This window comes from Sphingomonas sp. SP4, assembly GCF_058313375.1.
The window spans coordinates 602,482-624,830 of the sequence record NZ_JBZFLE010000001.1 but is presented as its reverse complement, the minus strand read 5'-3'; the positions used below and the strand labels follow the sequence as shown (position 1 = coordinate 624,830).

Here is a 22,349-nt window from a genome sequence, read left to right as displayed (position 1 = left end):
GGACCGGCGCGGCTAGACGATGGCGAGCCTCAAAGCCCTCAAGATCCGCATCGGCTCGGTGAAGTCGACGCAGAAGATCACCAAGGCGCTGAACATGGTCGCGGCGTCGAAGCTGCGCCGTGCCCAGCAGAACGCGGTCGCGGGACGACCCTATTCGTCGCGCATGACGGATGTGGTTGCATCCCTCGCCTCCCGCATCACTCCGGGCCCGCAAAGCCCGAAGCTACTGAGCGGTACCGGCAAGGACGACACGCAACTGATCATCGTCGCGACCAGCGATCGTGGTCTTGCGGGCGCGTTCAACAGCAACATCGTCCGCATGGTCCGCCGCAAGGCCGATGAGCTCATCGGTCAGGGGAAGACGGTCCTGTTCTACATCGTCGGCCGCAAGGGCCGTCCGGTGATCCAGCGCCTCTACCCGAAGCAGATCATCGCGCAGTTCGACACGAGCGAGATGAAGAACCCGTCGTATGCGGAGGCCCAGGCCATCGCGAAAGACATCATCGACCGCTACACGACCGACGGCATCGACGTCGTTCACCTGGCTTATGCGAATTTCGTGTCGACGCTGGTGCAGGAACCGACGATCCAGCAACTTATCCCGGTCGCACCGGCCCAAAGCGACGAGACGTCCAAGCCAGCCGCTGGCGCCGCGCTGGCAGCAGTCGAATATGAGCCGGACGAAGAGGAAATTCTCGCCGACCTGCTCCCACGGAACGTCGCGATCCAGATCTATCGTGCGCTGCTCGAAAATCAGGCCGGTTTCTACGGTTCGCAGATGACCGCAATGGACAATGCGACCCGAAACGCCGGTGACATGATCAACCGTCTGTCGATTGCCTACAACCGGCAGCGCCAGGCCGCGATCACCACCGAACTCGTCGAAATTATCTCGGGCGCCGAAGCGCTCTAACCAAACACGAAGGCAAGGAAGACAGACATGGCCACCGCCGCCGACACCAAGCCCCGCACCAAGAAGGCTGCTGCCGCCGACACGACGGCCAGCGCTGCGGCCACGAGCAACCTGACCGGCCGCGTCAGCCAGGTCATCGGCGCCGTCGTCGACGTCGCCTTCGACGGCGACCTCCCGCCGATCCTCTCCGCGCTTGAGACCGACAATGGCGGCAACCGCCTGGTCCTCGAAGTCGCGCAGCACCTCGGCGAGAACGTCGTCCGTACGATCGCCATGGACTCGACCGACGGCCTCACCCGTGGCCAGGTCGTCAACGCGACTGGCTCCGAGATCCGCGTTCCGGTCGGCCCGAAGACCCTTGGCCGCATCATGAACGTCATCGGCGAGCCGATCGACGAGCGCGGCCCGATCGGCAGCGACCTGTCTGCGCCGATCCACGCTGAAGCCCCGGCCTTCGTCGACCAGTCGACCGAAGCCAGCATTCTCGTCACCGGCATCAAGGTGATCGACCTCCTCGCCCCATACGCGAAGGGCGGTAAGATCGGCCTGTTTGGCGGCGCGGGCGTCGGCAAGACCGTGCTCATCCAGGAGCTGATCAACAACATCGCCAAGGGCCACGGCGGCGTGTCGGTGTTCGCCGGCGTCGGCGAGCGTACCCGCGAGGGTAACGACCTCTATCACGAGTTCCTCGAGGCGGGCGTTATCGCCAAGGATGCCGATGGCAATCCGACGCCTGAAGGCTCCAAGGTGGCGCTCGTGTTCGGCCAGATGAATGAGCCGCCGGGAGCCCGCGCACGCGTCGCTCTGTCGGGCCTCACTCAAGCGGAATATTTCCGCGACGTCGAAGGCCAGGACGTGCTCTTCTTCGTCGACAACATCTTCCGCTTCACCCAGGCGGGTTCGGAAGTGTCGGCGCTTCTCGGCCGTATTCCTTCGGCCGTGGGTTATCAGCCGACGCTGGCGACCGACATGGGTCAGCTTCAGGAGCGAATCACCTCGACCAACAAGGGGTCGATCACCTCGGTGCAGGCCATTTACGTGCCCGCCGACGACTTGACCGACCCTGCCCCGGCAACGTCCTTCGCCCACCTCGATGCGACCACGACGCTGAGCCGCGCGATTTCGGAGCTGGGCATCTACCCGGCCGTCGACCCGCTCGACTCCGTCAGCCGCGTTCTCACACCGTCGGTTGTCGGCCAGGAGCACTACGAGACCGCTCGTGCCGTTCAGGCGACGCTGCAGAAGTACAAGAGCCTGCAGGACATCATCGCCATCCTCGGCATGGACGAGCTCTCGGAAGAGGATAAGCTGGTCGTCAGCCGCGCGCGCAAGATTCAGCGCTTCCTCAGCCAGCCGTTCCACGTCGCGGAAGTCTTCACCGGTATTCCGGGCAAGTTCGTCCAGGTCGAAGACACGGTCCGCTCGTTCAAGGCGGTCGTGAACGGCGAATACGATCACCTGCCCGAAGCAGCCTTCTACATGGTCGGCGGCATCGAAGAGGCGATCGCCAAGGCCGAAAAGCTCGCTCAGGAGGCCTAAGCACTGGCCGGCGAACTTCGCCTCGAAGACTGCGTCAACGACGTCTGTCCCTGGTCCGGCAAGCCGGTCACCGCGGATAGCCTGACGCTCTACCGAGGCAAGGTCGTCGGCTTCTGCAACACCGGTTGCCGCGACAAGTTCGAAGCTGCTTCGCGCGCCTTCGATCAAGCAATTGAAAGCAAGGAATAATGGCCGATCTGCACTTCGAGCTCGTCACGCCCGACCGCCTGGTGATGTCGGAAGACGTCTACATGGTCGTCGTCCCCGGCACCGAGGGCGAATCCGGCATCATGGTCGGCCACGCGCCCTACATGACCACGCTCCGCAATGGTGAGATTGCCGTTTACCGGACTCAGGGCGCTCAGCCCGAGCGTATCCCCGTCACCGGCGGCTTCGCCGAGGTTGGCGCCAACGGCCTGACCGTGCTCGCGGAGAGCGCCGGCTAAGCGCGGCGGTAACAGCGCCTTAACCATAGAGAAGTAGCCCTATCCGGCCCGCTCGAAGGGTTTGGGGGATTCAGTGTCGCACGCCATTGCCAGGCAATTGAGCCACAGCGGCGGCACCGCGAAGCAAGCCTTCGCCAAGCTCCTTGCGAGCCCGCTAATCGTCCTGGGTTTGATCTTCGTGGTGACGTTGATCCCACGGCTCGCATGGCTCGGCAATCCCGATTACCACATGGACGAGCAGTTCTACTTCGTCGTGGCCGATAGAATGTGGCACGGCGACTTGCCCTACGTGGACATCTGGGACCGCAAGCCGATTGGCCTGTTCCTGATCTACGCCGCACTGAGACCTTTCAGCGGCGACAGCCTGATCGCAATCCAGCTCGCCGGCATCGTGTCGGTCACAGCCACGGCTTTCGTCGTGTGGCGCATCGCGCGGCGTCAGGGAGACGATCTGGCAGCGCTCATTGCTGCCACGCTTTATCCGGTTTGGATGAGCGTCTTCGGCGGCGCGAATGGCCAGGCACCTGTGTTCTACAATCTGCTGGTTGCCGCCGCCGCGCTGCTTGTCCTGCGCGTGTTCGACGAACCCGCAACCGCAACGCGCCGAGGCGCGCTAGCCATGATCCTCGGCGGCCTAGCCATCCAGGTGAAGTACACCGCCATCTTCGAAGTTGCGTTCCTCGGACTGGCGCTGACCTGGCTAGCGTGGCGGAGCATGGCGTGGGGTAAAGCCATCGGCCGCGTGGCATTGTGGGCGTCACAGGCGCTCCTCCCGACCCTCGCAGCCTGGGCGGTCTACGCAATCATCGGCCATGGCCCCGAATTCGTGCAGGCGAACTTCACGTCGATATTCCTGCGAGCTCCGGTCCACCCGACCTATTTCCGCATGCTGGTCGCTACTCTCGCAATTACCAGTGCACCCTTGTTCGCAGTGGCGTTGGCAGGCGCTTGGAAGCTCGCACGCGACCGCCAAACCAGCGAGCGCCTTTTTTTGCTGGGGTGGGCTGCTGCGGCGCTATGCGGCTTCGTCGCCATCGGGAATTTCTACGATCATTATACGTTGCCCGTGATCGCGCCGTTGATGCTCGTCAGCCTCCCCATCTTTCGCCAGCGCCTGCTGGGACCCCTGACCGGGGGCTTCGTAGTCGCCTGGTCAATCTATCTCGCGCCGCCCGAGACCGCGGCCGCCACGCAAGTGTCGCGAGCAACGATCAGTCGTCTGTCGAGCGAGGCTAAGCCGTTCCTGCAGCACGGGCCCATGTACATGTGGGACGGCCCCTCGATCCTCTACACCGTCGGCGGCGCCGAGATTCCGACGCGCTTCGCCTTTCCGGGCCATTTGGACGATCTCGTGGAGCAGCATGCCATGGGGATCGACACCGGCGAAGAAATACGCCGCATACTCGCGCAGCGCCCGGCGGTGATCATCACCACCAGCCGCGCATATGTGCCGAACGTGAACCCGATCACGTACGCCGCCGTCGCCGAGGCATTGTCTCGCGACTATGTCGAATTGGACCGCCAGCCAGATGGGTGGCGGCGGCGCGAATACATTCTCGCGGTCCGTCGCGACCTCTGCGGCGGCTGCGGCAAATTGCCGCCGGCCCGGATCGAGGATCACCCGCAGGTTCCAGCTGAACCCACACGCTAAACTGTGATCAAGGGACGATGAACAACGGCGCCGGTTCTGTGCGCTTCGCCTTACTCAAGCCATAGTGCAAAGGCGGTCGCGGTTAATGCCGTGACGTCATCAGTTAGCTTTTTCTAAAAGGTTTCACCCCTATTCACCACCCTGGATCTCGTGAGAACCGTAACGGTAGGGTGACAATGAGCGCATTCGGTAAACGTGCTGGCGTGGGCGGGGGACGTCCGAGCTTTGGCGTCGCAAAGCCGATGAAGGGCGGAGGCGCCGTTACTCATTCGACGCCGGAACCGGGCGGCGATCAGTTCCCACCACTGGACGATCTCACCCCTCCCGCAGACGGCGCACCTGAAGGCACGACTGTTTCGCAGGGTGGCGCGATGGACCGCCTCACCGCTCGCCAGAACGCGAGCGGCGAAGCCGGCAGCAGCAAGGCGGAAGGCTTCGAAGCCTCCGTTCACCGCATCAAAGAGCAGGTGCTTCCGCGCCTGCTTGAGCGTGTCGATCCGGAAGCCGCAGCGACGCTCAGCAAGGACGAGCTCGCCGAAGAATTCCGCCCGATCATCAGCGAGGTCCTAACCGAGCTCAAGATCAACCTGAACCGGCGCGAGCAATTCGCGCTCGAAAAGGTGCTGGTCGACGAACTTCTTGGTCTTGGACCGCTAGAAGAACTCCTTGCCGACCCGGCCATCAGCGACATCATGGTCAACGGTCCCGAGCAGACCTACGTCGAACGTAAGGGCAAGCTCGAGATCGCGCAGATCACCTTCCGCGACGAAGAGCATCTGTTCCAGATCGCTCAGCGCATCGTGAACAAGGTCGGCCGCCGCATCGACCAGACGACCCCGCTCTGCGACGCCCGTCTCCAGGACGGCAGCCGCGTCAACGTCATCGTTCCGCCGCTGTCGCTCCGCGGCACCGCCATCTCCATTCGTAAATTCTCCGAGAAGCCGATCACGCTCGACATGATGCGTGGGTTCGGTTCGATGTCGGAGAAGATGGCGACCGTGCTCAAGATCGCGGGCGCCAGCCGCATGAACGTCGTCATCTCCGGCGGTACCGGCTCCGGTAAGACCACGATGCTCAACGCTCTGTCGAAGATGATCGACCCGGGCGAGCGCGTGATCACGATCGAAGACGCGGCCGAGCTTCGTCTGCAGCAGCCCCACTGGCTGCCGCTCGAAACCCGCCCAGCGAACCTCGAAGGCCAGGGCGCGATCACCATTCGCGACCTCGTCATCAACGCCCTGCGTATGCGTCCCGACCGCATCATCCTCGGTGAGATTCGCGGACCGGAATGCTTCGACTTGCTCGCGGCCATGAACACCGGTCACGACGGCTCAATGGCGACGCTCCACTCCAACTCCCCGCGTGAGTGCCTCGCGCGTATGGAGAACATGGTGATGATGTCGGACATCAAGGTGCCGAAGGAAGCCATTTCGCGTCAGATCGCGGACTCGGTCGACCTCATCGTCCAGGTGAAGCGCCTCCGCGACGGTTCGCGCCGCACGACCAACGTCACCGAAGTGATCGGCATGGAAGGCGACGTGATCGTCACCCAGGAGCTGTTCAAGTTCGAGTATCTCGACGAGAGCGCCGACGGAAAGATCATCGGCGAGTATCGCTCGATGGGCCTGCGCCCCTACACGCTCGAAAAGGCCAAGCAGTTCGGCTTCGACCAACCCTACCTGGAAGCCTGCCTCTAAGGGGTCACGCCGCTTCGCGGAGCGGCGGCGAGATGTGGTCTACGGCGAGTCCGCTCATGAAGCGCTCGGTGCATTGCGCGTCTGCCTCGCCATCGTTCACTCGACCCGACTTCGTCCTGCTCCTATGCGCGGCGCATAGTTCGGGAGGACCGCGTTATTCGTCCGTTCCAAATAGTCGCCCTAGCGGCCTTCGCCCTCCCTGCGTGCACCCAGCATTCGCAGCCGTCGAACGACACGGTGTTCGTCTCGAATGAAGGAACGAACCGCGTCGATCTCGTCGATGGCGCCACCGGCCGCATCGAGGGTCAGCTCGCAACTGGGGCAAGGCCACGCGGGATGCAAATCTCGCCTGACCGCAAGCTGCTCTACGTCGCAGCCAGCAACGCGAACCGCATCGAGGCATGGGACGTCCACTCACACAATCGCGTCGCGAGCTTCAATTCGGGACCTGACCCGGAGCGCTTCTCTACCAGCCCGGACGGTTCGACCATCTACGTAGCGAACGAAGACCATAGCGCGGTGTCGTTCCTTGACCTTAAGAGCGGCAAGATCACCCGCGAGGTCCGCGTCGGTCCCGAGCCTGAAGGCATAAGCGTAAGCCCTGACGGCTCGCTCATCATTGCCACATCCGAGGTTGCCAATCTCGCTCACTTCATCGACGCGAAGTCAGGCGAGCTCCTCGACAGTGTCCCCGTCGGCAGCCGCCCCCGCTTCGTGCTCTTCCTGCGCGGCGGGCGCACAGCATGGGTCTCGTCGGAACAGCGCGGCACGATCAGCGTGTTCGACACGGCCACGCGCCAAATCGTTCACACCATCGATCTGACCAAGAGCTTTGACATTCCCGAGCCGGTGCAGGCGATCGAGATGCGAGCGACGCACGACGAGAAGCGCGTGTTTATCGCCATGGGCCGATCGAACCGCGTCGCCGAGATCGATCCCGTTACCTATGCCGTCGTTCGTTGGTTTCCGACGGGTGAGCGAACTTGGGGCATCGGTCTCTCCCCCGATGAGACGCGCCTTTATGCAGCCAGTGGCCTTTCCGGCACGCTAACGGTCATCGACCTGACCACGAACAAGGTCGAACGTACGGTGAACCTCGGCGGTCGCCCGTGGGGAGCAATGGCGGCCCGCAAGTGAAAGGCGCCATCCACTTCGCCGCTGCCTTCCTGTTGGGTTCGTGCAACCTCATCCCACAACGCCAACTCACCGCCTGTGCCGATCCGAACAACCTGCCCTTCTCCAACCGCGCGGGGGAAGGTTTCGAAAACAAGCTGTCCGAGATGATCGCATCGGACCTGCACGCGAAGCTCAACTATGTCTGGTGGGCACAACGCCGGGGCTACGTTCGCAACACGCTGAATGAGACGAAATGTGACTTCTGGCCCGGAATCGCCAGCAACGTCGAAATGGTCGCAACCAGCCGCCCTTATTACCGCTCATCCTATATGTTCGTGACGCGCTCTGGCGCGAACCTTGGGGGCCTGTCGCTCGACGATCCTCGCCTCAAGCAATTGAAGATCGGAGTCCAAATGATCGGCGACGACGCTAGCAACTCGCCGCCATCGCACGTCCTCGCTAGCCGCGGCGTCATCGGCAACGTCCACGGATACATGCTCTACGGCGACTACAACAAGCCGAACCCACCGTCGGAGATCATGCAGGCGGTCGAGCGCGGTGACGTGGATGTGGCGCTAGTCTGGGGTCCGCTTGCCGGCTACTTCGCGGCGCGGTCTCCCGTTCCCTTGCGCCTGGAGCCGGTCACGCCATGGCTGGCGGACATGCAATTCCCGATGCAGTTCGACATCTCAGTGGGCGTCCAAAAGGACAACCAAAAACTGCTGAAGAAAGTCGACCAGATCTTGGCTCGCAGATCAGGCCAGATTCAGAAGCTCCTCGCCGCTTACCACGTACCGATTGTCGCGCCGTGATGCGCGGACATCAGCCTAAATCTGGATGAATTCCAACGGTTTGGAAAAATGGTGGGCGTGGCAAGGATTGAACTTGCGACCCCTGCGATGTCAACACAGTGCTCTACCACTGAGCTACACGCCCACCCGGTCGGAACGCGGCATTTAGGGGGGTGATGGCCGAGACGCAACCCGCGTTTGGGCGGAATTTCTCGGCGCCTACAACCGGCCGTGCTGATCCTCGGTCTGGAACATCCGGTCGACCTCCATCACGAGGTCTTTTAGGTGGAATGGCTTGGAAAGGAGCTTCGCCTCCGGCGCCGTACGTCCGCCCTGCAGAGCAACCGCGGCAAAGCCGGTGATAAACATCACGCGAATCGCGGGGTCGATCGCACTCGCTTTCTGGGCAAGCTCGATCCCGTCCATCTCGGGCATGACGATGTCGGTCAGGAGAAGATCGAATTGCTCGGTCTCAAGCAGCGGCATCGCTTCGGTGCCGCAGCCAACGGCCTGCACCTCATAACCAACCCGCTGGAGAGCGCGCTGGAGATACTCACGCATGGACGTGTCGTCTTCAGCAAGAAGGATCCGTGCCATGGCTGATACCTATGCGCTGTTCATTTATGTTTTGCCAGAAGCGAATAACGCTCTCGTGCGTTGCAGGTCCCCAAGTACGTTCTAAACTGGTACAAAATTTAACTGCGATGTCGTTGCTCGGTCCGGTCATCCATTCGCCGCGGGGCGAATTACCCGTCCTCTTATCCGTCCCCCACTCGGGGCGTGCATATCCGGAATGGCTTGTAGCCATGTCTTCGGCGGGCAAATCCTCTCTAGCGACGCTGGAAGATCCGCTCGTCGACCGCTTGGTGTGGCGAGCAATGCAACGTGGATGCGGCGCCGTCATCGCCCAGACACCGCGCGCCGCGGTCGATTGCAACCGCGCCGAAGACGAAGTCGATCCGTCGGTCGTGGATGGCGCACGTCGCGGAAGGGTCACGGCACGAGCGCGCGGAGGGCTCGGCATCGTTCCCGGCCGGACGCAGCAGCACGGCTATCTCTGGCGTCGGGCGATCAGTCTTGACCAGCTGGAGGAACGGATCGCCCTGGCGCACCGGCCATATCACGAAGCAATTGATCAGCAACTTGCGCTTCTGCTCGACCGGTTCGGCTGCGCGCTCCTGCTCGACTGTCACTCGATGCCGCCGCCACCCGAGGGCATCGCACCTGTGGTGTTCGGGGACTGTCGTGGGCGAAGTGCCGACGGATGGGTCAGCAGGGAGGCGATGGCGATCGCCAATCGGCTCGGCTTCGCCACAGGCCTCAATGATCCCTTTGCCGGCGGGCACGTCATCGAGCGGCATTCGCGGCCCGCTCGGGGCGTGCATGCGCTTCAGATCGAGCTCGACCGTCGTATTTATCTCGACGCAGGCCTCAAGGCGCCGGGAGACGGGTTCGATCGAGCTGCGTCGCTAATCGACGCGCTCGCGGTTGGTCTTGGAGAGGCGCTTCTCGGCCGCCAGTTCGCGACGGCGGCCGAGTAGACGAAAAGCTTAGGCGTCAGCGGGAGCTGGCTGCGGGACCTGCTCAGGCGCCTTGCCCTGCTGCATCTGGCGACCGAACACGTCGCGCATCTGCGACAGCGAGAAGAGGTGCGCGTAAAGGATCGGCAACATGCCGTTCTGGTTCATCTTGCGCAGCTCGTCGCCGCGGAGCTCACGCAGCTTCTCTTCGTCGATCATGCGGAAGCCGCGATAGACGAACGGCTGCTCAAAGCCCTCGGGCTGGATGGCGACTTCGCCTTCCATTAGGAGATCGCTTTTCTTGAGGTCTTCCATGAAGGCAGCCGTACGCTGGCCGGCAGCTTCGAACTGCTCGCAGAAAGCGAGGATCGCCTTGGTCGCCTCGCTGGGCTCATCGCCATCGAACAGAGGCTCGCCGTCCTCGAAATCGCCGACGCCGTTGGCGGTAGGGTCGAAGCAAAGCGAGAGCTCGTCGCTATCCGGGCGGAGGCGAGCGAGCAGGAACGGATAGCGGCGAATGTAGGCCGGGATGTAGGTCTGCGGATCGATCGGACGACCATCCTCGCCCATGAACACGTTGACGCCCTCGTTGAGGCCCATCAGCGCCATCGGGATCGAGTTCTCGCCGACCGAGAAGACGATCGGATAGTGCCGCTGAACCAGCATGAACTCATCAACCGTGAGCGGGACCGCATGTGTCTTGACCATCTCCGGGGTCGCCGGAATGGCACGCACCTTCAACTTGCCATGCTGAGTGACGTTCAGCGGCTCAAGCGACTGATAGAAAAGCGGCAAACCTTGGTTCGGGGCGGCACTCGCCATCCTGTTTCTCTCCTGGGGACGGGCGTGGCGGTCGCCGAGGAACGGGACACGCCATCAACTATTTCGAGCGCGCATCTATTGGGCTTGACCGCATTAGGCAAGCGCCGGGCGACGTTGTGCCTTCCCACAGGGCCGAGTGCAGTTCATTGATTATTCAACGCTTCACTGCGAAGCCGATCGGGGGAAGGCTAGGCGGACTTAGTGACGGCGGGGACAATTTTGAGCTTCATTCCGATGCTGCTCGGCATTTTTGCCGTGCAACCCGGAGCCGTGGAGCAAGGAGTCACGCGCCTTGTCGTGCAGGATGAAATCATTTTGCGCATACCGATCCAGCCGCGCCCCCTCCGCCCTTTTCAGTGGGATGAACGTAAGGGTCCCAAGTGCATACCCGTGAATCAACTCCGCGGCGCTTTGTTGTCGGGTCCTGAATCCGTCGATTTCATCTTCAACAACCGAGCGAGAATCCGTGCTCACTTCGACGAGGATTGCCTCGGGCTGGATTTCTACCGCGGCTTCTACGTCCAGCCGAAAGGTGACCGGCTCTGCGCAGGCAAGGACGCCATCTATTCGCGCATGGGCACGAGCTGCACCATCGAACGCTTCAAGTCGCTCGTTCCCAAATTTGCGGGCCGATAGCGCCTCTTGGATTCTGGTGTCGGAAACCCCACATTCCTTGACAAGTCCCAAGGCGTCCGCTTAGCCGCTGCTCACGCAGCCGAACGGCCTTCGAGAAGCCCGGGCTCCACTCTCATCTTCCGGATATTGCATGCCTTTTGCCGCTCTCGGCCTATCTGACGAACTAGTCCGCGCTGTCGCGGACAGCGGTTACAACGAACCCACGCCGATTCAGCGGGCCGCCATTCCGCCCGTGCTCATGGGCAAGGACCTGATCGGGATCGCCCAGACCGGCACCGGCAAGACGGCCAGCTTCGTGCTGCCGATGCTCGACATCCTGCACCACGGCCGCAGCCGCGCGCTCATGCCGCGATCGCTGATCCTCGAGCCGACGCGCGAGCTCGCACAGCAAGTCTCCGAGAATTTCGACAAATACGGCAAGTATCACCCGCTCTCGATGGCGCTGCTCATCGGCGGCGTTCAGATGGGCGACCAGATCAAGGCCCTCGAAAAGGGTGTCGATGTGCTGATCGCGACTCCGGGTCGCCTCATGGACCTGTTCCAGCGCGGCAAGATCCTGCTCACCGGCTGCGAACTGCTCGTCATCGACGAAGCTGACCGGATGCTCGACATGGGCTTCATCCCGGACATCGAGGAAATCTGCTCGAAGCTGCCGAAGTCGCGCCAGACCTTGCTCTTCTCGGCGACCATGCCGCCGCCGATCCAGAAGTTGGCCCAGAAATTCCTCAACGACCCCAAGCGGGTCGAGGTCGCGCGTCCGGCAACGGCCAACGTCAACATCGAGCAGCGACTGGTCGAGGTCCGCGGCGACAAGAAGCGCGACGTCCTGCGCGACTTGCTGCGCCACGAGGAAGTGAAGAACGCAATCATCTTCTCGAACCGCAAGACTACCGTCCGTGAGCTGACCACCAGCCTGAAGCACGCGGGCTTCGCGGTCGGCCAGATCCAGGGGGACATGGACCAGTCCGACCGCATCGCCGAGTTCGACCGCTTCAAGAAGGATGAGATCAACATCCTGGTCGCCTCGGACGTCGCCGCGCGCGGCCTCGACGTCAAAGGCGTCAGCCACGTCGTCAACTTCGACGTACCGTGGCAGCCCGACGATTATGTGCATCGCATCGGTCGCACCGGCAGGGCCGGCATGAAGGGCATCGCCATCACACTCGCAACGCGCGAGGACGGGGAAGCCGTGGATCGGATCGAGAAGCTGATCGGCCACAAGATCCCGCGCGTCGAAGCGTTAGCGAAAGAGCCCGAGCAGGCCGACCCCGCTCCTGCGAAGGCGAAGAAGCCCGCTCGTGCCGAAAAGCCGAAAGCTGCGGAACGACCTGCAAAGGCTGAGCGCCCGAAGCATGACCCGTGTCCGGATCGCTCCCCGGTGGTCGAGGACATCAAGGGCGACTGGAACGGTCCCCTGCCCTCCTTCCTCTCGGTCAGCGCGGTATAATCGCTGACACTGGAAAGCTGCGTACTCGGTTCCTAGGTCCCTCGCGGGCTGGTAAAGCAAAGGAACCTCAATGACCGACAGCAGCGAATATGTTCCGCCGAAAGTTTGGACCTGGGACCAGCCGAGCGGCGGCCAGTTCGCCAGCATCAATCGGCCCATTGCCGGCCCAACCCACGAGCTGACGCTGCCCGTCGGCAAGCATCCTCTACAGCTCTATTCGCTCGCCACGCCCAACGGCCAGAAGGCCTCGATCATGCTCGAGGAGCTGCTCGAGAAAGGTCACAAAGACGCCGAATATGACGCCTGGCCGATCCGCATCGGCGATGGCGACCAGTTCTCCAGCGGATTCGTCGACGTAAATCCCAATTCCAAGATCCCCGCGCTTGTCGACCGCAGCGGCGTCGAGCCTGTGCGGGTGTTCGAATCCGGCGCGATCCTCGTCTATCTTGCGGAGAAGTTCGGCGAGTTCCTCCCCACTTCCGGCCCGGAGCGCGCCGAAACACTCTCCTGGCTTTTCTGGCAGATGGGCAGCGCGCCCTTCCTTGGCGGCGGCTTCGGCCACTTCTTCGCCTACGCGCCCGTGAAGATCGAATATGCGATCAACCGCTACGCGATGGAGGCCAAGCGCCAGCTCGACGTCCTCAATCGGCGGCTCGCGGAAAACGAATATATCGCCGGCAAGGACTATACGATCGCCGACATCGCGATTTGGCCCTGGTACGGCGGCATCGCGCTCAACCGCACCTACGAGGGCGCCAACGAGTTCCTCGCGGTGCACGAGTATGAGCATTTGGTGCGCTGGGCAAAGCAAGTCGACGCTCGCCCCGGCGTGAAGCGCGGGCGCATCGTCAACAAGCTATCCGGCGACCCGGCAGAGCAGCTTCACGAGCGTCACGACCCCAGCGACTTTGACCTACGGACACAGGACAAGCTGATAGCTGTCGACGAGAGCGAGAGCGTCAAGGACGACGCGATTTAGCGACGCTCGGGCGTTCGGGCAGATATTCGAGCAGGCACATCGAACCCTGCACGGAGACCTCGTCGATCAGCCGCAGCTGCGGATTCGCTTCAATCAGTTGCCCGCAGCTGCCTGCGGCTGTCGTCACGAGGTAGCGCCGACCGGAGCCCGCGGCGGGCAGGCTGCGCGTGCCTGGCACAAATGTCAGGTAACTCGCGGCCCCGCGCGAAATCTCTATGTCTTGGCCGTGGCGGCTGAACCATTCTGTAGCTCTTGCCTCGACAATTGCGCTCGTCTCGTACCGACTCATCACGTAGAGGCCGGTCAGGATCGGAATCAGCAAGAGCGCGGCTGCAAGCGGTTTCCCATCGCTCCGAAGGCCGCGTGAGAGCGCCGCGCCTGACGCAATCGACACGGAGGAGATCAAGCTCAACATCATTCGCGTCTTCGGATCGATCGCCAGCACATAAACCAGGCCGATGGCAATCAAGGCCCCAGCGCAGAGAAGCCGCAGGACAGCTCGACGGTCATCAGGGTTCAAGCGGCGGCTGAACAGCACGAGCGCAAGTCCACCGCAGGCCAGTAGCCTTCCCGCTTGAGGCGAGGCCAAGAGATTCAGCCATGGATCGATCGGCCACCACACGGTGATCAGCATCTCTCGCTTCCACGAACGGATGTAATCCGCGTTCAGGAGCGGACCGCGATCCGAACGGAAATCCGGCCCGAGCTGGTTTGTCACTATGTCGGTGTGGCCCAGTGCGAGGCGCATCCGCAGGAATGGATCACCGGTGCCAATGGCGTAGACCAGCATTTCTGCAAACTCGACTGACGCAACACCGGCGACCGCCCAAAGCAATATGTTTCGCTTCGGGCCAGGCAAGGTGAACCACAAGATCGCGCTGGCGAGCAGGAACAACGAGCTGGTCTCTCGCGCCTGCAGCGCAAGTCCGGCCACCACTCCGGCGAAAACGGCGAGGACGCGCGACTGCCGCCTGTAAGCCGACGTCGCAATGGCGAGCGCCGAAAGCTGTAGTGCAAGTTCAGGGATGTCGATGTTCGGGTCGAACGCGTTGAATGCGATGACCGGCGCAGTGCCTAGCAGGGCAAGCGCAATGGCGCCGGCGCGCCAACCGAACCACCTGGTGCCGAGCCATCCAGTCATGCCCAAGGCGAGCGCCCACCACAGAGCTGGAGCGAGCTCGGCAGCTAATCGGCTGTCGCCAAATAAGTGCAGAAACGCCGCCATAGGCGCGACCAGTGGCCAGCGCGTCCACCAATGTGAGTGAGGGATGCAGGCGCCGCTGTGCGCCACCCAGCAACGAGCCGCCGCGAGATACTGCTCGTCATCCCAGCCCGCTCCGATGTAGCCGATGGGCCTGATGCCGGCCGCGGCGATCGCCATCGCAGCCGCAATAGCGAACGCCAGAACTACATATCGGCGTTCACGAACCGCACTTTCGGAAATTCCGAGTTCGATTTTCATCGAGCAGTCTTCAGCACGGTTGGGCGCTCAGGCAGATATTCGATGAGGCAGAGCTGACCTTGTTCTGCGACCTGATCGATGAGCCGGCCATTCTGTCGACCCGGCCGGTTGTCGATCATCTCCTCGCACGGAAAATTGCTGTTCGCGATCAGATAGCGCCGGCCAGAACCCATCGGCGGCAAGCCGTGCGTTTCCGGCACGAGCGCGAGAAAGGTCGCGGCACCGTGGAAAATCTCGATGTCCTGACCGTAGCGCGCAACCCATTCACGCGCGCGAGCCTCCGATCGCGCGCTCGTCGGGTACTGGCTCATGACGTAGAGACCCGTCACAACTGGCAAGGCGGTTAGCAGCACCGCAAGAATTCTCTCTTGCGAGCGCCAGGCGCAGGCGATCGCAGCGCCGGCCGAGAGCGCGACTGTGGCATATAGACTCATGAAAATGCGCGTCTTCGGATCGACTGCCAGCACGTAAATCAATCCAAACGCGATCAGCAGGCCGCCGCAAAGCAAGCGCAGGATACGTTTCTTCTCGGCCGCCTCGAGCCGACGACCGAACACCGCGATCGAGATCGTTCCGCAGACTAGCAGGAGTGCGGACCGCGGCGAAGCAAGCAGGTTGAGCCAGGGATCGATGGGCCACCAGACATTGATGTGCATCTCCCGCTTCCAAGCCCGCATGTAGTCGGGATTAAGCAATGGGCCGCGGCTCGAATGGAAGCCGTCCGGCAGCTGATCAGTCGGGACGGTCGTGTGAGCCAATGCCAGGCGCCAGCGAAGGAATGCGTCGCCTGTGCCGAGGCCATAAACGATCATTTCGGCGAGCTCGACGGATGCGACTCCGGCAATGGCCCAAAGGAGAATTTTGCGCTTGTCGGGTGGCAAGGTGAGCCACATCAATGCGCTGGCCCCAAGGAACAACATACTCGTATCGCGGGCCTGAACCGCGATGCCGGCGGATACACCTGCAATCACGGCTAAAAGAGCAGATTGCCGACGATAAGCGGATGTTGCGAGCGCCAGCGCGGACAACTGCAGCGCCACCTCTGGGACATCGATCGCTAAATCGAACGCACCGAATGAAGTGACCGGCGCTGTGCCCAGTAGCGCGACCGCGATTGCGCCAGCTCGCCAGCCGAACCATGCACGACCAACCCATCCTGTCATGACCAGCGCAAGTGCCCACCAGAGCGCCGGGGCGAGTTGAACGCTGAAGCGGCTCTCCCCAAGCAAGCTGCTGAACGCTGCAACTGGCGCGATGAGCGGCCAACGCGTCCACCAATGAGCAGTGGGAACGCAGGGACCGCCCTGCGCCACCCAGCATCGAGCAGCCGCGAGATATTGCTCGTCGTCCCAACCGGCGCCCCTGTAACCGACCGGGCTGATGCTCGCGGCCGCAATCGCAACCAGAGCTGCCAAGGCAAATGCAGCGAACATGGCGCGCCTCTCGCGCGCCGCCCGCTCGGCAATTCCCAGGTCCATCTTCATGGGTGCCTTGGCTAGAACGCCAAAGCAAAATTACGGTTAACGGCGGCTCAAGTAACGATCGAGGAAAGCGGTCGCGAAAGCCTCTAGCCGCTGCGACGATATGGCGTCGCGCAGTCCCTGCATCACCCGCTGGTAGAACCACAGATTGTGTTGCGTCATCAGCATGGCGCCCAGAATCTCGCCCGACTTCACGAGATGGTGCACGTAAGCCCGCTCAAAACGAACGCATGCCGGGCATGGGCAGCCGGGCTCGATCGGATCGGTGTCCTCGGCAAACCGTGCGTTGCGCATGTTGATCGGGCCGTCGGCGGTGAATGCCTGGCCAGTCCGCCCAGAACGCGTCGGAAGGACGCAGTCGAACATGTCGATCCCGCGCCTTACAGCCTCCACAAGGTCGTCCGGCTTGCCGACACCCATCAGATAGCGGGGCTTGTCCGCAGGCAGCATGTCGACCGCAAAGTCGAGGCAGGCGAGCATCGCCTCCTGTCCCTCCCCCACCGCAAGGCCGCCGACTGCATATCCGTCGAACCCGATCTTGATCAGGCCGTCTGCCGAAGCGCGCCGCAGACCCTGATCCAGCGCGCCTTGCTGGATTCCGAAAATGGCCGCTTTCTCGGCATGTTCGCCGCCGCGGTCGAACTCCTCACGCGAACGCCTCGCCCAGCGGATCGACCGCTCCATTGCCTCGCGCTGTGCGTCCGGCGTCGATGTCGTCGGCACCAATTGGTCGAACTGCATGATGATGTCGGAGCCGAGCAGGCGCTGCACCTCGATAGATCGCTCCGGCGACAGCATATGTCGTGAACCGTCGAGATGGCTGGCGAACGAGACCCCCTCTTCCGTCACCTTGGTCAACTCGGACAGGCTCATCACCTGATAGCCGCCGCTGTCGGTGAGGATCGGCCGGTCCCAGCCCATGAACTTGTGCAAGCCACCAAGCTTCGCCACCCGCTCCGCACCGGGCCGGAGCATCAAATGGTAGGTGTTGCCGAGGATGATATCCGCGCCGCTCGCCCGCACCTCTTCCGGCCGCATCGCCTTTACCGTCGCCGCGGTGCCGACCGGCATGAAGGCAGGCGTGCGGATCTCGCCTCGCTGCATCGTGATCGTGCCTGTGCGGGCCGCGCCGTCGGTTGCGGCAATTTCAAAAGCGAAGCGGGTCATGGAAGCCGCGCCCTTAGCAACCGCACACCGGTTCACAAAGCCTTCCGCACGCTGGTCTAGCCGCTCGGTCATCAACCAACATCAAGGAATCGCTAACCAGATTCCTCAACGCGATCCTCATTGGCTCAAAGCGAAAAGGCGGGTGATTGGTTAAGGGATCGATCGAAAATGGCTTCTGCTGCTCAAGACCTTCAGTCCCCAAGCAGAGGGCCGCGCAAACGCGTATTGATGCGTGGAACCCTGTTCACCCCGGACGGTGCATTTAACGTCTGGGTCCGGGATGTTTCATCCACGACAGCGCAGATCTCGTGCAAGGAGCGGTTGCCTGTCGGCTGCGACGTGATCTTCAAGCGCGGTGAGATCTTCGCGGCGGCGCACGTCGCTTCCGCGAATGAGGCGGGCGCCAGCGTGAAATTCTATCGCAAGCTCTCCAACGATGAGATCGTCGCCGCGACCGCTGCTCAGCCAGGTTTGACTCCGCCCCTGCGCTAGCGCGGCAGCAAAAGGCTCGCGTCGCCGTAGGAATAGAAACGGTACCCGGCCGCGATCGCGTGAGCGTAGGCCGCCTGCATTACGTCCAAACCCATCAGCGCGCTGACCAGCATGAACAAGGTCGACTTAGGCAGGTGGAAGTTGGTGATCAGGCCGTCGATTGCTTTGAAACGATAGCCGGGGGTGATGAAGATCGCCGTGTCGCCCTCAAACGGCTTCATCACGCCATCGTCGCCGGCCGCACTTTCGAGCAAGCGCAGACTGGTGGTCCCGACGGCAATCAGCCGCCCGCCGCATTTCCGGACATTGTTGAGCCGATCGGCGGTAGCTTCGTCGATTCGGCCCCATTCGGCGTGCATCCTGTGGTCTGAAGTGTCGTCCACCTTCACCGGCAGGAACGTGCCGGCACCGACGTGCAGGGTAAGGGTCTCGCGTCCAATGCCACGCTCATCCAACGCGTCGATCAGGCGATCGGTGAAGTGCAGCGCCGCCGTCGGCGCCGCTACCGCACCTTCTTCCCGCGCGAACATCGTCTGATAGTCGGCGCGGTCTTCCACATCCGTGGCGCGACGAGACGCGATGTATGGCGGCAAGGGCATCCGACCGGCGCGCTCCAGCAAGACCTCGACCGGCTCCTCGCCGTAGAAGTGAAGCAGAGCGGAACCGTCCGGGGCTTTCTCGACCACCGACGCGGCCACGTCCGCACCGAAATCGATCATGTCGCCGACCCGGGCTCGTTTGGCATTGCGGAGGAACGCCTGCCATTCGCGCGGCCCCTCGCGCTTGTGCAGTGTCGCGCCGATGCTTGCGTCGCCGCGCTTGCCCTCCAGCTGGGCTGGGATGACCTTCGTGTCGTTGAACACGAGCACGTCGCCCGGCTCCAGCAACTTGGGAAGGTCCAGAACCTCGCGGTCGGCGATCTCCGAGCCGCGGACGGACAGCAGCCGCGCACTGTCGCGCGGCCTCGCCGGCCTCAGCGCGATGCGCTCCGGCGGGAGGTCGAAATCGAACAGATCGACGCGCATCGCGCGCGCCTTAGTTCGACGCGGTGGTCGCCGTGTCCCCGATGGACGCGTGAACGATCTTCGTCGGCTCGGCCGGCGGCTCGCCGGGCGCGATGGCGTCGACCGCATCCATCCCCGAGATCACCCGGCCCCAGACCGTATATTCGCCCCTGATGCCGGCGTTCGGGGCGAACATGATGAAGAACTGGCTGTTGGCGCTGTCAGGATCGTTGGCACGCGCGGCAGCTGCTGTCCCGCGAAGGAACGGCATCTTCGTGAATTCGGCTTTCAGGTCAGGCAGGTTGGAACCGCCTTCGCCTGTCCCCTTCGGATCGCCGCCCTGGGCCATGAAGCCCGGGATCACGCGATGAAAAGTCAGCCCGTCGTAGAAACCCTGGCGAACCAGCGCCTGGATCCGCTCCACGTGGTGAGGCGCGAGATCCGGCCGCATCTGGATCACAACCGTTCCGCCGTTCGACAGCTGCAACGTGAGCTTGTTCGCCGGATTGGCGACGACGTCGGCCGGTGCAGCGATGCTCAGCTCGGGTGCGGGCGGCGGGGTGGTGGGCTTCGCCGGCTTGGCCGCAATCAGTGCGAAGGCTGCGATCGGCAATGCGATCAAGGCTTTACGGAACATATCACTCCCCGAATGGCGGAACCGGCATGAAGCGGCGCGCCTGTCTTTAGTCTGAATTTTGCGAGTTTGAACCGCCATTTAGATGGCGGCGCACGTCTTCCGCTACCGTCGGCGTCACGAACTTGTCGATCGACCCACCATAGCGAGCGATTTCCTTCACGAGCTTCGACGCAATGGGCTGGAGCGAGACGTCGGCCATCAAGAAGACGGTTTCGATGTCGTCGTTAAGCTGCTGGTTCATGCCAGCCATCTGGAATTCATATTCGAAATCCGCGACGGCCCGCAGGCCGCGAAGGATCGCGGTCGCGCCTTGCTGCTCCGCGAAGTCCATCAGCAGGCTGTCGAACTCGACGACGACGACGTTGCCGGGGATACCAGCGACCTCACGCTGGACCATCGCCATCCGTTCCTGGACCGAGAACATCGGCTCCTTGGAAGGATTGGTCGTCACGCCGATCACCAGCTTGTCGACAAGGTGTGCACCGCGCCGGATGATGTCGAGGTGGCCGAGTGTTATGGGATCGAACGTACCGGGATAGACCGCGACCTTCATCAATGATCCCTCTCGATGGCGAAGCGCGCGATGGCGCGGAGCAGGTCCGCTTCGCTGCCGTGACTGCCTAAATGCTCGATTGCCTGGTTGACCAGGAAGTCCGCCTGCTGGCGCGCGCGATCTTCACCCAGCAGAGAGACGAAGGTCGCCTTGCCGGCGTTGGCATCCCTGCCGGTCGGCTTGCCCGCCGCCGCCTCGTCGCCGCTATGGTCGATCAAGTCGTCGGCAATCTGGAAAGCCAGTCCGATATTGCGTGCATAGCCGCGATAAGGCGTCCGCGCCTCTACAGGGAGCCGGGCCATGATGCAGGCCGCATCGACGGCATATTCGATCAACGCACCCGTTTTCAGCTGCTGCAGCCGCGTGATCGCCGGAAGGTCGAGTTGCTGCCCTTCCGCAGCCAGATCCATCATCTGGCCTCCGGCCATTCCCTGCGGGCCAGCGGCGCGCGCCAACTCGAGCACAAGCTCGTTGCGGACGAAAGGATCGTCATGGGTCGACGGATGCGCGAGAATGTCGAAAGCCAGTGCATGCAGGCTGTCGCCAGCGAGCACGGCTTCGGCTTCCCCGAACGCTTTGTGCACCGTCAGCTTGCCGCGGCGCAGGTCCGCATTGTCCATGCATGGCAGATCGTCGTGGATCAGCGAATAGACGTGGATCGCCTCGATCGCGCAGCCGGCCCGCAGCGCACGCTCGGCATCGATCGCAAACAGGCGCGAAGCCGCGATCGTAAGCAGTGGCCGAAGTCGCTTTCCTCCGCCAATCGCCGCGTGGCGCATGGCCTCGTAGAGTCGCTCGCGGCTGTCGCCGGTCGGGGCAAGCAGGCGCGCAAAGAAATTGTCGACATCCGCGCGGACTTGCGCGCTTTCCGCTCTCAGCTCTTCCGCCAGGCGGTCGATGGTCTCAACCGGCATCGAACGGCTTGAGGCCGGCCGGCTTGCCGTCGCTTCCGAAAGCGATCTGCTCGATGCGCGCCTGAGCATCCTTGAGGCGCGCCTCGCAGTGCCGCTTGAGCCGGTCGCCTTCCTGGTAGAGCTCGATCGATTGGTCGAGCGGAGCCTCGCCGCGCTCGAGCGTCCGCACGATCTCTTCGAGCCGCGCAAGCGCCGCTTCGAAACTCAACTGGCTGACGTCTTCAACACTAGTGGCCATAACGCTGTTTCGCCCTCGCCGAGCCGCGAATCAAGGCAGCGCTTATTCGACCGGCGTGTTCTTGAACGGATCGCGGATGCCCGGAACGACTTCGTCTCGAAGCGCTTCGTCGCCCGCGTTCGCAAGTGCAGCCTCGGCATCGCGCGCATGCTGCTCACGCTCGTGACGAAGCTGCTCGATCAGCGCCTCGCGGTCGCTGTCGAAGCGGGTGTCGGTCGGCGCCTGCATACCGGCAGCCTTGGCCGCCTTGGCGACCGCCGCGTCGAGTTCGCGCTGCGTGGTGAGGCCGAGCGTCACCGGATCCTTCGGCGTGATGTTCGCCATGTTCCAGTGCGTCCGGTCGCGGATCGCGGCGATGGTCGTGCGGGTCGTGCCGATCAGCTTGCCGATCTGGCCATCGCTGACCTCAGGGTGGTTCTTGATGATCCAGGCGATCCCGTCCGGCTTGTCCTGGCGCTTGCTGACCGGCGTGTAGCGCGGTCCGCGCGTGCGACGGACTTCTTCCGGAGCCCGGTGCATCTGGAGGCGATAGTCCGGATCGCGCTGACCCTTTTCGATCTCCTCGTGCGTCAGCTCGCCCGCGCGAACCGGATCGCGTCCCGTCAGCTTCGTCGCCGCGGTATCGTCGGCAATCGCCTGAACTTCGAGGATGTGCAGGCCGCAAAACTCAGCGATCTGCTCGAACGTCAGCGAACTATTGTCGACCAGCCAGGCGGCGGTCGCGTGGGGCATCAGGGGCTGGGCCACTGCGATGTCTCCGTTTCTAGAAATAAATTGGGCCGCCCCTCACGGAGCGGCCGGCCTGTCGGGCGATGTAAACCTGCGCCGCCGTTGGGGCAAGGCT

The 22,349-nt window shown here is 62.9% G+C and carries 23 protein-coding genes and 1 tRNA gene; 12 read left to right on the top strand and 12 right to left on the bottom strand.

Annotated features, from left to right (window positions below; translation table 11 throughout):
• The first annotated feature begins 19 nt into the window (after positions 1-19).
• The 7 genes from AC4GYV_RS03160 to AC4GYV_RS03130 all read left to right on the top strand — a co-directional run bounded on the left by AC4GYV_RS03160 (position 20) and on the right by AC4GYV_RS03130 (position 8,174).
• Entirely contained in the window at positions 20-913 is an 894-nt protein-coding gene (locus AC4GYV_RS03160; RefSeq protein WP_491099207.1) for a F0F1 ATP synthase subunit gamma, read from the top strand.
• A gap of 27 nt (positions 914-940) precedes the next feature.
• Positions 941-2,452 carry a F0F1 ATP synthase subunit beta gene (gene atpD / locus AC4GYV_RS03155; RefSeq protein WP_491099206.1) on the top strand — a complete coding sequence of 504 codons (1,512 nt, stop codon included), beginning with the start codon at positions 941-943 and terminating at the stop codon, positions 2,450-2,452.
• Positions 2,453-2,640: 188 nt separating this feature from the next.
• On the top strand, positions 2,641-2,898 hold the full coding sequence (locus tag AC4GYV_RS03150) for an ATP synthase F1 subunit epsilon (protein ID WP_491099205.1): 258 nt from the start codon (positions 2,641-2,643) through the stop codon (positions 2,896-2,898).
• Between the two features lie 73 nt (positions 2,899-2,971).
• Entirely contained in the window at positions 2,972-4,549 is a 1,578-nt protein-coding gene (locus tag AC4GYV_RS03145; RefSeq protein ID WP_491099204.1) for an ArnT family glycosyltransferase, read from the top strand.
• 176 nt (positions 4,550-4,725) lie between these two features.
• Positions 4,726-6,246: a TadA family conjugal transfer-associated ATPase gene (locus AC4GYV_RS03140; protein ID WP_491099203.1), complete on the top strand. Its 1,521-nt coding sequence runs from the start codon at positions 4,726-4,728 to the stop codon at positions 6,244-6,246.
• Positions 6,247-6,483: 237 nt separating this feature from the next.
• Positions 6,484-7,383, top strand: coding sequence for a PQQ-dependent catabolism-associated beta-propeller protein (locus tag AC4GYV_RS03135; RefSeq protein ID WP_491099202.1), 900 nt, complete (start codon positions 6,484-6,486; stop codon positions 7,381-7,383).
• Positions 7,380-8,174: a quinoprotein dehydrogenase-associated putative ABC transporter substrate-binding protein gene (locus tag AC4GYV_RS03130; RefSeq protein ID WP_491099201.1), complete on the top strand. Its 795-nt coding sequence runs from the start codon at positions 7,380-7,382 to the stop codon at positions 8,172-8,174. The genes AC4GYV_RS03135 and AC4GYV_RS03130 overlap by 4 nt, the downstream gene beginning before the upstream one ends.
• Before the next feature lie 49 nt (positions 8,175-8,223).
• Here AC4GYV_RS03130 and AC4GYV_RS03125 read toward each other — a convergent pair.
• Both AC4GYV_RS03125 and cpdR read right to left on the bottom strand, forming a co-directional pair.
• Positions 8,224-8,298: transfer RNA gene (locus AC4GYV_RS03125), tRNA-Val, on the bottom strand.
• A gap of 74 nt (positions 8,299-8,372) precedes the next feature.
• Positions 8,373-8,750, bottom strand: coding sequence for a cell cycle two-component system response regulator CpdR (cpdR, locus tag AC4GYV_RS03120; protein WP_491099200.1), 378 nt, complete (start codon positions 8,748-8,750; stop codon positions 8,373-8,375).
• Between the two features lie 11 nt (positions 8,751-8,761).
• Between cpdR and AC4GYV_RS03115 the strand changes: the two genes are divergently transcribed.
• Positions 8,762-9,694 (top strand): N-formylglutamate amidohydrolase, encoded by a 933-nt coding sequence (locus AC4GYV_RS03115; RefSeq protein WP_491099199.1) that lies wholly within the window; start codon positions 8,762-8,764, stop codon positions 9,692-9,694.
• A 9-nt stretch (positions 9,695-9,703) separates the two neighbouring features.
• On the opposite strand, the gene AC4GYV_RS03110 is transcribed toward AC4GYV_RS03115, so the two are convergent.
• Positions 9,704-10,495 carry a SapC family protein gene (locus tag AC4GYV_RS03110; protein ID WP_491099198.1) on the bottom strand — a complete coding sequence of 264 codons (792 nt, stop codon included), beginning with the start codon at positions 10,493-10,495 and terminating at the stop codon, positions 9,704-9,706.
• Positions 10,496-10,885: 390 nt separating this feature from the next.
• Between AC4GYV_RS03110 and AC4GYV_RS03105 the strand changes: the two genes are divergently transcribed.
• The 3 genes from AC4GYV_RS03105 (at position 10,886) to yghU (ending at position 13,557) form a co-directional block, all read left to right on the top strand.
• Positions 10,886-11,131: a hypothetical protein gene (locus AC4GYV_RS03105; protein WP_491099197.1), complete on the top strand. Its 246-nt coding sequence runs from the start codon at positions 10,886-10,888 to the stop codon at positions 11,129-11,131.
• A 130-nt stretch (positions 11,132-11,261) separates the two neighbouring features.
• Positions 11,262-12,578: a DEAD/DEAH box helicase gene (locus tag AC4GYV_RS03100; protein ID WP_491099196.1), complete on the top strand. Its 1,317-nt coding sequence runs from the start codon at positions 11,262-11,264 to the stop codon at positions 12,576-12,578.
• Positions 12,579-12,648: 70 nt separating this feature from the next.
• Positions 12,649-13,557 (top strand): glutathione-dependent disulfide-bond oxidoreductase, encoded by a 909-nt coding sequence (yghU, locus tag AC4GYV_RS03095; RefSeq protein WP_491099195.1) that lies wholly within the window; start codon positions 12,649-12,651, stop codon positions 13,555-13,557.
• Here yghU and AC4GYV_RS03090 read toward each other — a convergent pair.
• From AC4GYV_RS03090 to tgt, 3 genes are read right to left on the bottom strand one after another with little or no spacing between them, the layout of a single operon-like run.
• A complete protein-coding gene (locus AC4GYV_RS03090) occupies positions 13,538-15,019 on the bottom strand; it encodes a glycosyltransferase family 39 protein (protein WP_491099194.1) in 1,482 nt (493 codons plus the stop codon). The two genes, yghU and AC4GYV_RS03090, sit on opposite strands and share 20 nt — an antisense overlap.
• On the bottom strand, positions 15,016-16,503 hold the full coding sequence (locus AC4GYV_RS03085; RefSeq protein WP_491099193.1) for an ArnT family glycosyltransferase: 1,488 nt from the start codon (positions 16,501-16,503) through the stop codon (positions 15,016-15,018). Before AC4GYV_RS03085 ends, AC4GYV_RS03090 begins: the two co-directional genes overlap by 4 nt.
• A 36-nt stretch (positions 16,504-16,539) precedes the next feature.
• Complete coding sequence (gene tgt, locus AC4GYV_RS03080) at positions 16,540-17,667, bottom strand: tRNA guanosine(34) transglycosylase Tgt (RefSeq protein ID WP_491100376.1); 1,128 nt, start codon at positions 17,665-17,667, stop codon at positions 16,540-16,542.
• A gap of 228 nt (positions 17,668-17,895) precedes the next feature.
• Here tgt and AC4GYV_RS03075 point away from each other — a divergent pair, with 228 nt between their 5' ends.
• Positions 17,896-18,159: a hypothetical protein gene (locus AC4GYV_RS03075; RefSeq protein WP_491099192.1), complete on the top strand. Its 264-nt coding sequence runs from the start codon at positions 17,896-17,898 to the stop codon at positions 18,157-18,159.
• Here AC4GYV_RS03075 and queA read toward each other — a convergent pair.
• The 6 genes from queA to AC4GYV_RS03045 are packed head-to-tail and all read right to left on the bottom strand — an operon-like array spanning position 18,156 to position 22,252.
• The gene (gene queA / locus AC4GYV_RS03070) at positions 18,156-19,184 is read right to left on the bottom strand and encodes a tRNA preQ1(34) S-adenosylmethionine ribosyltransferase-isomerase QueA (RefSeq protein WP_491099191.1); all 1,029 of its coding nucleotides are present in this window, start codon (positions 19,182-19,184) and stop codon (positions 18,156-18,158) included. The two genes, AC4GYV_RS03075 and queA, sit on opposite strands and share 4 nt — an antisense overlap.
• 10 nt (positions 19,185-19,194) lie before the next feature.
• Positions 19,195-19,800: a peptidylprolyl isomerase gene (locus AC4GYV_RS03065; RefSeq protein ID WP_491099190.1), complete on the bottom strand. Its 606-nt coding sequence runs from the start codon at positions 19,798-19,800 to the stop codon at positions 19,195-19,197.
• A 46-nt stretch (positions 19,801-19,846) separates the two neighbouring features.
• Positions 19,847-20,353, bottom strand: a complete 507-nt coding sequence (gene coaD, locus AC4GYV_RS03060) for a pantetheine-phosphate adenylyltransferase (protein WP_491099189.1) — start codon at positions 20,351-20,353, stop codon at positions 19,847-19,849.
• A complete protein-coding gene (locus tag AC4GYV_RS03055; protein ID WP_491099188.1) occupies positions 20,353-21,267 on the bottom strand; it encodes a polyprenyl synthetase family protein in 915 nt (304 codons plus the stop codon). The genes coaD and AC4GYV_RS03055 overlap by 1 nt, the downstream gene beginning before the upstream one ends.
• The gene (locus tag AC4GYV_RS03050; protein ID WP_491099187.1) at positions 21,257-21,505 is read right to left on the bottom strand and encodes an exodeoxyribonuclease VII small subunit; all 249 of its coding nucleotides are present in this window, start codon (positions 21,503-21,505) and stop codon (positions 21,257-21,259) included. Before AC4GYV_RS03050 ends, AC4GYV_RS03055 begins: the two co-directional genes overlap by 11 nt.
• A 42-nt stretch (positions 21,506-21,547) precedes the next feature.
• Positions 21,548-22,252: a DUF1013 domain-containing protein gene (locus tag AC4GYV_RS03045; protein WP_491099186.1), complete on the bottom strand. Its 705-nt coding sequence runs from the start codon at positions 22,250-22,252 to the stop codon at positions 21,548-21,550.
• Positions 22,253-22,349 lie beyond the last annotated feature (97 nt).